Raw genomic sequence first — 9,426 nt, 5'->3', positions numbered from 1 at the left:
TATGAACCAAACCGACACAGTATCAGCCAACTGATCGATGACGCTGGAAATCCGCTATCACGTTATGTCGCAGGACGCCGCCGCGAAGCACGGCGTCTACGACGACGAACTGAGTATCGTCGAGTTCCTCCGGCGGGTCGATCAACGGGAGGAACTCCCCCTTGACGTGACCGTCACCGGACTCGACGACTACCTCGCGACTACGGACGATCCCGAGGATGCCGCCGAGAGTGTCCACGATATGCTCCTCGACCGAGTCAATTTCATCATGAATCAGGGATCGGTGATCCAGTTCGTCGTCGACGACGTTGAGTCTTGGAAGGGAGGGGTACTCCCGATCGACGATACAGACATCCGACTCATGACGATCTTCGGGGGGAGTATCGATCAAGAGGGTGTCGGGTGGTACGCCGGCGAGTTCAACGTTCAGACGTAGTCGCAGTGGGAGAGATGGATCGCTCTGCACCCTTGCAGCACCTCACCATTGAGAGGATGGAAATCACTCGGTGCGTGCTTCAGGTTCGAGGGACTGGATACAGTAGACTTTCCGTGATGTTAGCGGCTATTCTCTGACTGCGGTCTTGGTTAAGCTTGCAAAGGACACGTACCTCGGACAGGATTATTGAGGATTCTAGCCAGTCTGATCCATCAGATATTACTCAGAAGGCAATTAGATTGCTTAGGTGGAAATAGTGAGTATCTTCTCAATCTGGTCTTTTCCAATACTTAATCCTTGTATAACTTTTTCTTTCCTCATTCCTGACTGTATCGAATTGGTGAGTGCGGCATCATACAAGCCGTTTAGGAAGTCCCGCGTCTCATCAACGTCTCGTAGTATGTCGTCTAAGAGCATACCGTTTTCAAGAGTTGCGTAGTCGGTTGGTGTTGGCGTAAACATAGAATCCGCAATAGTGACATCACCAACACCGAGTTCACGTCCGGCAACAACGATTGCGGGATAGTCATCAATATCGAGACCATTCATAAGAATCTTCCACAGAGTAGGGTCTGTCCGGTCTCGATCAATGATCACAACCTCAAGTTGCTGTCGATGGCGACCTAACAGTGTTAACTGATCGTCCAGCTGTTTGTACTTACTATTCGGCTGGCTATAGGTAGAGTCTGTGAAGTAGTAGATATACGCGTTTGTATCGCGCTTCGGAAGCTGATACAGAGTATGTGGAGTCGGTTGAAGTAACTCGGCGACCGGCTTTGGCTCGCCACCGATTGACGATGCGTGTTCAAATTCAGATTTAGCATCTGGATCAAACAAACTCGCAGTGTCGATCTCAGTTGCTGTTCGGTAGCCCTCATATTTCCTATAAACGTATTTCAAGAGATCTGGCAGCGGTTGGCTGTTATATCTGCCTTTGATTGATTCCGCAACATCGAAAAACGGCTTGTAATCATCAATAAGTTCCTTTGTGATACGGATACCGCGCTCGGATAGTGAGTAGATATGTTTCTCTTGGCCGTACTCATTGGTGACCACGTTCCGCTCAATGTAGCCCTTTTGCCGGAAGACCTCAAGATCATGGTGGAGTGACTTTGAGAATGGCCCGAACCTATCTGGTCGAAAATCATCGTATGCATCGGGGATATCATCCTCCTCCTGTGCAAGAAACACGAGCTTCTGGAACCGCGTTGCGCCGTCAATAGAGGCACGATTATTGGTATACAGAAAAATAAGCGGTACGAGGGTGTTACTATCCATTGTCACCTCTACGTCGAGACTTACTTGCTTGCGGCACCGGTAAGTATCTGTTCATGCTGTGCATTCTACCTTTGTTGAACGCTCTACTCCCGACAGATTGTCGGAATCGTGCCGAATATATCCTCTGTATTCAGCAAACTAATCACATCAGCCGCCGAAGGCTCCAAGAGAACCATCCTGAGAACTTGATGTAGCACGGCAGTTCGTGAAAACCACACTTGGGGACAGATGTTCGATGCGCGCTGAATGTTCAAATAAGCGAAGGACACTCGGTTTATCCACGAAAAATGTGATCGCGTTCTACGGGAAAGGTATCCGGGTCGCAAAGGTGGGAAGTTTCGGGTTTCGGTTCTGTCGGTCGAATTGCCGGACTCGATCGCCTGTCTGAACCTTCAGCCGTCTCGTTACGACTCTACCCAGTCCGGAAAATCAAGCATAGCAGAGAAATTCTCGTCTTCGACCGCTAAGATGGATAGCCCATCCTCCTCCAGGGGAGATGCTCAGTGCGGATGCTGATGCCGTCGTCGGATGTGCCCGTTACGATGGCCGATTCCGGATCTCGATCATCCGTCTGAACCTCCAGCAATTGGCCCTCGTCTAGATCGTCAGGATCTGGTGGCCGCTTCCATCCTGCGAGCCAATCGTCGTATCCGTCTGCACTGTCGGGTGGTGAGCCGGGGCGCTTCTTGCGACGACTGATCATCCCCGTGTCCATGCTTTGCTCTGTAATGTCTGAGAAACCGTGCTCAGGACAGTTTGCGAGACGTGCCCCGAGACACGAGAGGTAATCATCCAAGTCTACTCCAGAGTTCGCAGAAGGCCGATGACGGGCCTTCCTGACTACATCCCGTCGAGATATTCCCGTCGCTGTTCGACCTTCACCTCCTCGCTCCGTCTGTCGTAGTGCTCATCCAGTACCTCCTGGCTGACGTTCATGCGATCACTGACGACCTTCTCCGGGACATCCTCGGTCAGGAAGTGCGTGATTGCCCCGCGACGGACGGCGTGCGAAGAGACGGACGACGGACACTTGCTGGCGTGCCCGTGCTTCCCCGCTTCGCATTCGTCGGGATCGCGGTCGTGGGGACAGCCGCTCCCGTACTGACAGGGTCGCGTCCAGCGGTACACGATGTCCCGAACCGTCGAGATGTGGGGTCGGCCTTGCTTGGTCGCCAGTAGCGGCTCTCGACCCTCGTCGTCGACAACGTCTGGACGTTCATACGCGATCCAATCCTCGACGACAGTGCAGGTCTCGGTGGTCAGCGCGATGTATCGCTCGCCGTCCTCCTTGTTCTTCAGAGGCGTCTCGTCCCTGTGCTGAACCTTCAGACGCTCCTCATTGGGGTCGTAGTCGTCGACATCGAGCGCTCGAACGCCGCCTGCTCTGACACCCGTGCGCCAGAGGAGGCAGAGAAGGACGTGTTCCAGTGAGGCGTACTCGAAGCGTCGCAGGTGGCCGAGGATCTCGTCGGCTCGCTCGCTTTCGAGCATCACGTCCCGCTGGTTGTCGCTTCCCGAGAGCGTCGGCGACAGTACCTTCTCGTGGAGTTGGGGCACGACGGCGTCGATCGATTCGCAGAAACTGATGAACACCCGCACTGTGTCCATCTGGGTCTTCAGGCTCGCCTTGGTCAGGTCACCGTCTTCCTGCCGCCAGAGCTTGTAGCGGTGCAGGTCACGCCCAGACAGTTCGTTGAGGTTGTCGACGCCTTCCTGCTCGCACCATCGGATGAGGTGCTTGAGGCGGTACTCGTGGGACTGGAGCGTCGATGAGGCGACTTCGGGTCGACGCTCGTGCAGGTACATCTGTACGGCTTCGTCGGGGTCGATGGGTTCGAGTTCGTCGGACATGGTCTGATCCCGTCGAACACCAGCGGTTCCTAACCTCTCGACCGCGCCACCGCGAGCGAAGCGAGCGGTGGTTAGTCGGGCCGTCAGGCCCGACGCAAGGTTCGAATCCCGCCACGCCCGTTTTCCGTCCGAGCGAAGCGAGGACGAAAACGGTTACCGGGATTCGAACCCGTATCGGGGCGCATGGTGTTCACGCGCAGCGATTCGTCGAACCCATCCCGTGAGGGGGAGGGATAGGATCCCCGTCCAGTCGTCGATGTCACCCGCGTCGTAGGTCGTCCTGTGCGATGACGGTCGATGTCTCGGCCGCTGACCCTTCAGCGAAAGATGTGGGACACGGAACGAGCGTCCGCCTTGGTCTATCCGACCGTTAGGACTGTTCAACTACTGGCTCTATGTCGTCGTGTCACGGATACGTCGCACACATACGGTGGTCGTTGACGGACAACCGGTAGTCACTGCCTCCTCGATCGTGTCGGCTACCCGCTCACGGTCATCCTCGGGGAAGAAGTCGACTGCCCGCATGTCGCCGATTTGTTCGTCTGTGTAGCCCACGGCTTCCGAAAACCGGTCGTTCCACTTACGTAACGTACCATCCGGTTCGATGACGTAGAAGAGATCCGCGAGTGTATCGAGGGCCTGGTCGATGAAGATTCGCTCTTCACGGAGTTTTTGTTCTTGCCTGATCCGGGTGAATGCGCTCGTCGCGTGGGTCGCAAGCGTACGTGCGAGCGACTCATCCGTCTCATCGAACGCGTCGGTCGATTCCGATCCGATCAGGAAGACTCCGTGATCGCCGAGCGGAAGGATGATCCGGCTGCCAACGTCCGCGTCCGGGTTCAAACGTCCGGGGGCGGCCGAAACGTCATTGTAGACGTGTGGCTCACCCGATTCGAACACCTCCCATCCGAGGCTTTCGCCATCGGAGAACGTCGGAGGTTTTCCGATGATCGCGTCGAACCGATCAGTCCATGCAGCTGGTGGCAGATTGTCGCTCTCCTCGTCGTAGAGGTGTACTGAACTGGCTGGCAGATCGAGGATGTCTCGAGCTGCGTTGACAGTAATGTCCGCAATCTCCTCGGACGTCTCAGCTTGTATAAACGACCGAGCGGTACCGTGCAAGTCCTCGATCGCCTGCTCGCGTTCCTTGCGGTCGGTGATCTCTTGCGAGACCGCCATTACGTGATCGGGGGCCTCATCGTCTCCGACCGGTAGCGTCCAGATCCGGTAGTACTGGTCGCCGTACGCCTGCTCGAACCTGCTGTGTGCCCCCTCGAAGGCATCCCGAATGTGACCTTCAAGCTCTTCAACAATCTCCGGTGGGTAGCGGTCACTCGGCCGGGAACCGACGACCTCGTCAGTGGACAACCCGTGACTGGAGAGCCCAGCCCCTCCTGCAAGAATGCACTCGTGACCTTCGTTGTAGAGGAAGACACCGCCTTCGGGGAAGTTCTCTACGAGTGTCTCGTACCGTTCAACGGTGTCTGTCAGTTCGCTTTCGAGATTCGCCCGGTCGGTGATATCCCGAACGACACAGACGGCTCGCCCGTCGTCTAACTGTGTGAGCGTCAATTCTTGACGGAGGACCCGGCCTGCGGCGGTTGTGACAGTCATTTCACCTTGCCACTTTCCCTCCTCACCCAACACCGGCAGGATCTCGTCCTCGAATCGGGGGATTGCAGCCTCGTCGTAACAGGACCGCCACGTCTTGCCCAGTAGATCGTCCGGAGGGTGTCATAGAACAGTTCGCATACCAAAGAGCAGGGTGAACGCTGAGGTGGAATGCGTTCAGCGACCCTGCAAGATGATCCTTCGGTAGAATCGTTCTTCAATGCCGTGGAAACGGAGACGTTGGCGTTGTTCGAGCACCTCTCCTTCGAGTTTCTTGAAGGGTTCGACGTGTTCGCCCCGGCGGAGACGGGGCGAACACGAGATCTTGAGCCGCCCGAGATGATGCGTGGCTTTCTCCATTGCTATTACAAGAACATCTACGGTATCCGTCCGGTTGCACGAGAACTGAACAACACCGTTGTCTGGCTCAGCTGTAGCTTCGATCGACCGCCGTCGAGAGACGCGGTCGATCGATTCCTCACTGATCTTGAGCACGTTGTTGACCGGGTCTTCGACCATCTCGTCGAGCAGGCCGCCTTGCGGGGCCTGCTCGACTTGACGTATTCTATCGATTCAACCGACGTGAGAGCGATGCCCGCCGATCCAGACGCATCGAAGTGCTATGATCCAACCGATGACGAGTACTACTACGGCTACGGCTGCACGATCGTCTCAACCGGGCAAAAGATCCCGATTGCAGCCGAGTTCACCGAGAGCAAACAAGCACCAGAAGAGACGGCGATGCGCGTCACGCGTGACGCGCTCGCCGTCGGGAAACCGATGTGGATGCTTGGAGACAGTGCCTACGACACGCTCGACTGGCACGACCACCTGCTGGCCGCAGGGGTCGTGCCAGTCGCTCCGTACAATCCACGAAACACCGACGACCCGAAAGATATCGAGTACAGGGTAGAAGACCGCATTGAAAAACACAGCAACGACGTTCAGCTGAAGCAATCAACGCTAGACGAGACGTACAACCGCCGGAGTGGCGTCGAACGAACCAACGAATCAGTCAAGGGCTGCGGCCTCGGGCGAACGCACGCCCGAGGCCGCGTCCATGCACGAGCGCAGGTGTTCCTCGCGTTGTGTCTGCGCCTCGTCGTCGCAATCACCAACTACGAACGCGGAGACAATCCGGGAAGCACAATCATCACGGTGTGAGAAGAGTTCTATGACACCCTCCGTCCGGATTATCGAACCCATAGATGGCCGCGTGACTCGGGTTCGTGTAGACGAACTCCCCGTCGTGGTCGAGGATAGCGATGCCATCCGACGCTGCTTCCATCGCTGTCACCTGTGCTTCCAACTCCCGTTGCCGAGTTGTACGTTCAGTGACGTCCTGAAACTGAGAGAAGATACTGACGACCCCGTCGTCCTCGTCGGTCACGACACGATTGTGCCATTCACAGGTGATCCTCTGGCCGTCGCTCGTCCGCAACCGCTTCGGGTCGTTCTATACCGAGTGACTGCTCTCACGGTGTCCATCCGTGCCTTCTCCGCTGCTGCCGACGACCTGCAGTTCCGCGTCCGCGGATTCGGACGCCGACGGGGTGGAACGCGTTCTGGGTGGACGCCTCGTTCTCGTTCGCGGTCGACCGCCACACCCGTTTTCGGGACGACCCGAGCGATGTCGAAAACTACCAGCGGAACCGCGTCAGCGGAGCCCCTCAGTACGATCACCAGTTCCGTTGGGGTGTGGAACGTCACTTCGAAAATGAGGGTAGTCGTCCGTGCGGCCTCCGTTACGTGAATATGTCCTCCAGTTCATCTTCGTCAACGGCCGACCTTGCGCTGAGAATCATCAACCACATATCATCGAGTGCTGGATACTCCCGTAACTCTCGACGTAGTTGCTGAGATTCGGATGACTCGAACCCATGAGCGACTATCCGGCCTGTGATAGACGAGATACTTTCGATCGTTTCGATCAGTTCCGAGGTCGCGTATTTCTCTCGCCAATCCGACTGTTCCTTCTCGATTTCGGATTTTCTATCAAGGTCCCTACCTATGCTCGGATATCGTTCAATCTTCGGTTCTATCTCTTCCAATTTTTCCGCACTGTCTTCGATTTTGGATAACACCTCTTCCCGTGAATCATTAAAATCGTCTTCGCTCAGGGAGTCCTGTTCGAACAATCGATCGACTTCCGATCTCACTCTCTCCGGAGAAAAGTCCTCCTTTCGACCATGTTTGGGGAGCCCATCTCCTGTATCTCCGGTGATCGCATCCTTGATGTTGCTAATAATTCCGCGCATGGAGGATCATGTTTGAATTTAACATAAAATTTTTGTGGTATTTCTGAGTCTGTCGTCAGTTGGTATCGAAAGACGAAGCCGAAGCATGGGTGAATACGCCGAAACAGTCTACGGCATCATACCAAAACCACAAATTTTTGATATTTGATAACGACCGTGTGGTACCTTGATCCGGAAGCGACGATGCCGCAGCGGCCAACCGACCGCCACGCCCTCACCCGGTGTATCGGTAGTCGCCGAATCCGAGCAAGGGGAAGAAAACGGGCGCGAGGAAAGTCAGGCCGAGACCGAAGCCGACCCCCTTGCCGAAGGCGCGGGCGACGCCGACGTGAATCCTGTACAACGCGTAGAGGTTCACCAGTGGAACGATGAGGACTATAGTAGCGTTTGTAACTGTCCGCACACCTGATCGAACGCAGTCATGCGATCAGGTGTGTGATGACTTACAAAGGCTACTATAGCAGCCACCACCAGGCGTTGTCGCCGATCTTCAGCATGACATAGAGGTTGTATATCGGGACGATGGCCGCCCATCCCGCACGATCCGCCTTTTCGAACACCGCCCACATCCCCGCCAACTGTGCGAGTGCGATGACGAGTTGAACGGCCACGACGACGAGGCTGCCGTCGCCGGTCTGGAGGACGGTCACAGCGCCACTCGGTTGGACCATACGACACCACTCCACGGCGACGGATAAAAACCGTCCGGAGCGTTGCAGCGAGAGAGACCGTGGAGTCGGCCCGTCGGTTCGCCGCGGGTCAGGCGTCGCCGCCGTCGAAGTCGTCGGCGAGGAGGTCCACGTCGCCGTCGGGCGACGATTCGAGGAGCTGTTGGGCCGCGATCACGATCGGGCTGATGACCGACGTCGCGCCGGCGTGTTCCAGTTTTCGCATGTTCTCGCGGTTGGTCGCGACGGCGCGGATCTCGACGTCGGGGTTGAGTTGTCGGACGGTCAGGATCGTCAGCGCGTCGGCCGCGTCGTCGTTCGTCGCGACGATGGCCAATCGAGCGCGGTCGACGCCGGCCTCGCGGAGCGACGCCTCGTCGTCCGGGTCGGCGGTGAGAGCGTTGACGCCCCGGTCCGTGAGACTCCGAACCACGTCCCTGTCGGGAGTGACGACCAGCACGTCCGACCCCGGCTTCTCGTCGAGGACGGCGGCGACGATGTCGCTGTACCCGAGGACGAGCACGTGGTCGTCGAGGAGGTCGAGGTCGCCTTCTGACATGCGTCCAAGTGCCTTCGCGAACCGGGCTTGAATGACTGGCCCCAAGAGTGTTCCGAGCGCGATGGCGAAACTGGCCGTCCCAATGACGACGACCGACATGCCGAACAGCCGCCCGACCTGCGAGGTCGGCGTCGCGTCGCCGTAGCCGACCGTGCTCGCGGTGACGAGCGTGTAGTAGAACGCGTCGACGAGCGTGGAGACGTTCGTGAAGTCCTCGCGGAGCGCATAGGTGCCGACGGTGCCGTAGATCTGTGCCCCGACGATGGCCACGCCGGCGGCGAGTTGTGCCGTCGTCAACTCGACCGTTCGGTCGAACTGCCCCCGATTGTACAGCACTTTCGGCAGCGCCACGACCGACAGCACGATCAGCGGGAGCGAGAGCGGACTCGACTGCAACACACCCTGGAGCGCCGTGACGGGTAACAACACGACAGTCGAGTACCACGCGGCGCGGAGCCGACGGCGGAGGCCGTACGCGCTCGCGATCATGAGGAAGCCGGTCAGTGTCCCGGTGAACCCTGCAGTCCGCTGGATGGCACGCGGGATGAACTCGGCGAGGGGGCCGACCACCGTCTGTGCGCTGATGTTCGCGATACCGGTCGCGACGGAGAGCAACGCGATGACGACGGTGAGCGCGACTGTCAGCCGGATCCCCAGCGCGTGCCAGCCGATCCAGCGATTCCGCAGGCGGGCCAGTAGCGACGTACTCATCTGTCCGTGGACTCGGTATCGGGGTCGGTAACGACTTCGATGTCCGTCTCTTCC

The 9,426-nt window shown here is 57.5% G+C and carries 10 protein-coding genes; 2 read left to right on the top strand and 8 right to left on the bottom strand.

Features of this window, described 5'->3' with window-relative positions; genetic code table 11:
* The first annotated feature begins 64 nt into the window (after nucleotides 1–64).
* Nucleotides 65–436, top strand: a complete 372-nt coding sequence (locus tag NBT81_RS14125; RefSeq protein WP_338739489.1) for a hypothetical protein — start codon at nucleotides 65–67, stop codon at nucleotides 434–436.
* 243 nt (nucleotides 437–679) lie between these two features.
* Here NBT81_RS14125 and NBT81_RS14120 read toward each other — a convergent pair whose 3' ends face one another.
* The 3 genes from NBT81_RS14120 to NBT81_RS14110 all read right to left on the bottom strand — a co-directional run bounded on the left by NBT81_RS14120 (nucleotide 680) and on the right by NBT81_RS14110 (nucleotide 5,209).
* Entirely contained in the window at nucleotides 680–1,714 is a 1,035-nt protein-coding gene (locus NBT81_RS14120) for a hypothetical protein (protein WP_338739488.1), read from the bottom strand.
* Nucleotides 1,715–2,554: 840 nt separating this feature from the next.
* Nucleotides 2,555–3,565 (bottom strand): tyrosine-type recombinase/integrase, encoded by a 1,011-nt coding sequence (locus NBT81_RS14115; protein WP_338739487.1) that lies wholly within the window; start codon nucleotides 3,563–3,565, stop codon nucleotides 2,555–2,557.
* Nucleotides 3,566–3,958: 393 nt separating this feature from the next.
* Nucleotides 3,959–5,209, bottom strand: a complete 1,251-nt coding sequence (locus NBT81_RS14110) for a PAS domain S-box protein (RefSeq protein ID WP_338739486.1) — start codon at nucleotides 5,207–5,209, stop codon at nucleotides 3,959–3,961.
* A 138-nt stretch (nucleotides 5,210–5,347) separates the two neighbouring features.
* On the opposite strand from NBT81_RS14110, the gene NBT81_RS14105 reads away from it, so the two are divergent.
* A complete protein-coding gene (locus tag NBT81_RS14105) occupies nucleotides 5,348–6,340 on the top strand; it encodes a transposase (protein WP_338737836.1) in 993 nt (330 codons plus the stop codon).
* Here NBT81_RS14105 and NBT81_RS14100 read toward each other — a convergent pair.
* The 5 genes from NBT81_RS14100 to NBT81_RS14080 form a co-directional block, all read right to left on the bottom strand.
* Nucleotides 6,330–6,566 carry a PAS domain-containing protein gene (locus NBT81_RS14100; protein ID WP_425498670.1) on the bottom strand — a complete coding sequence of 79 codons (237 nt, stop codon included), beginning with the start codon at nucleotides 6,564–6,566 and terminating at the stop codon, nucleotides 6,330–6,332. The two genes, NBT81_RS14105 and NBT81_RS14100, sit on opposite strands and share 11 nt — an antisense overlap.
* A gap of 355 nt (nucleotides 6,567–6,921) precedes the next feature.
* Nucleotides 6,922–7,434, bottom strand: a complete 513-nt coding sequence (locus tag NBT81_RS14095; protein WP_338739484.1) for a hypothetical protein — start codon at nucleotides 7,432–7,434, stop codon at nucleotides 6,922–6,924.
* 214 nt (nucleotides 7,435–7,648) lie between these two features.
* Nucleotides 7,649–7,792 (bottom strand): DUF5684 domain-containing protein, encoded by a 144-nt coding sequence (locus NBT81_RS14090; protein WP_425498669.1) that lies wholly within the window; start codon nucleotides 7,790–7,792, stop codon nucleotides 7,649–7,651.
* A 97-nt stretch (nucleotides 7,793–7,889) separates the two neighbouring features.
* Nucleotides 7,890–8,105: a DUF5684 domain-containing protein gene (locus tag NBT81_RS14085; protein ID WP_338739482.1), complete on the bottom strand. Its 216-nt coding sequence runs from the start codon at nucleotides 8,103–8,105 to the stop codon at nucleotides 7,890–7,892.
* A gap of 88 nt (nucleotides 8,106–8,193) precedes the next feature.
* Nucleotides 8,194–9,372, bottom strand: a complete 1,179-nt coding sequence (locus NBT81_RS14080) for an NAD-binding protein (RefSeq protein ID WP_338739481.1) — start codon at nucleotides 9,370–9,372, stop codon at nucleotides 8,194–8,196.
* Nucleotides 9,373–9,426 lie beyond the last annotated feature (54 nt).

Origin of the sequence: Haloplanus sp. CK5-1, from assembly GCF_037201915.1 — an archaeon.
In the GTDB taxonomy this organism is placed as follows: domain Archaea; phylum Halobacteriota; class Halobacteria; order Halobacteriales; family Haloferacaceae; genus Haloplanus; species Haloplanus salilacus.
The sequence above is the reverse complement of the archived record's forward strand: the minus strand, read 5'-3'. Positions and strand labels throughout refer to the sequence as shown.

What these genes read in the sequence shown, in the direction of transcription:
- NBT81_RS14085 (WP_338739482.1), bottom strand. Translation starts at nt 8,105, where the DNA reads ATGGTCCAACCGAGTGGCGCTGTGACCGTCCTCCAGACCGGCGACGGC.
- NBT81_RS14095 (WP_338739484.1), bottom strand. Translation starts at nt 7,434, where the DNA reads ATGCGCGGAATTATTAGCAACATCAAGGATGCGATCACCGGAGATACA.
- NBT81_RS14080 (WP_338739481.1), bottom strand. Translation starts at nt 9,372, where the DNA reads ATGAGTACGTCGCTACTGGCCCGCCTGCGGAATCGCTGGATCGGCTGG.
- NBT81_RS14120 (WP_338739488.1), bottom strand. Translation starts at nt 1,714, where the DNA reads ATGGATAGTAACACCCTCGTACCGCTTATTTTTCTGTATACCAATAAT.
- NBT81_RS14105 (WP_338737836.1), top strand. Translation starts at nt 5,348, where the DNA reads ATGCGTTCAGCGACCCTGCAAGATGATCCTTCGGTAGAATCGTTCTTC.
- NBT81_RS14115 (WP_338739487.1), bottom strand. Translation starts at nt 3,565, where the DNA reads ATGTCCGACGAACTCGAACCCATCGACCCCGACGAAGCCGTACAGATG.
- NBT81_RS14125 (WP_338739489.1), top strand. Translation starts at nt 65, where the DNA reads ATGTCGCAGGACGCCGCCGCGAAGCACGGCGTCTACGACGACGAACTG.